Genomic DNA, 563 nt, shown 5'->3' with positions numbered 1-563 from the left:
AGCACCCGCAGGTCGGCGGGCGGGGGCGCGTCGGAGACGATCACGTGCGCCGCGACCCGCGCGAGCGCGGCACGGGCCCGCAGGCGATACCGCGCGAGGCGGGCGATCAAGTCGTCGCGCTGCGCCGCCTCCACATCCAGCAACAGCCGGTCACCGGCGGCGGTGACGAAGAAATCGGCCAGCCACTTGCCCTGCGGCGTCAGCAGCGCCGCCCAGACCCAGCGTCCCGGCGCCGCCGCCGCGACGTCGTTCGACACCAGACCCTGCAGAAAGGCGACGCGGTCCTCGCCGGTGATCTCGACGGCGGCGCGGGCGGGCAGACATGTGGTCCAAGGCATAGGTCGCACGTGGGGGTCCGCGGGACGGGGCGCTAGACCCGGCGACGGTCAGAAGTGCTACACGCCGCCCACATGAAGCACCGCGGCCCGGACCACGCGCCGTGCTGACGGTCGCGCAGGTGATGGCCGGCGCGCCCGACGGCGGGGCGGAACTGTTCTACGAACGGCTCAGCATCGCCCTGGCCCGCGCGGGCGACGCGGTCCTGCCGGTCATCCGCCGCGACG

At 74.6% G+C, this 563-nt stretch carries 2 pseudogenes; one reads left to right on the top strand and one right to left on the bottom strand.

Annotation, left to right across the window (positions count from 1 at the left end):
• Positions 1-338 (bottom strand): annotated as a pseudogene (locus B8460_RS16900) (YgfZ/GcvT domain-containing protein); the annotation flags it as partial.
• A gap of 104 nt (positions 339-442) precedes the next feature.
• Between B8460_RS16900 and B8460_RS23480 the strand changes: the two are divergent.
• Positions 443-563 (top strand): annotated as a pseudogene (locus B8460_RS23480) (glycosyltransferase); the annotation flags it as partial.

The sequence above is a fragment of the Acidisphaera rubrifaciens HS-AP3 genome (genome assembly GCF_000964365.1).
Lineage (GTDB): Bacteria > Pseudomonadota > Alphaproteobacteria > Acetobacterales > Acetobacteraceae > Acidisphaera > Acidisphaera rubrifaciens.
The sequence above is the reverse complement of the archived record's forward strand: the minus strand, read 5'-3'. Positions and strand labels throughout refer to the sequence as shown.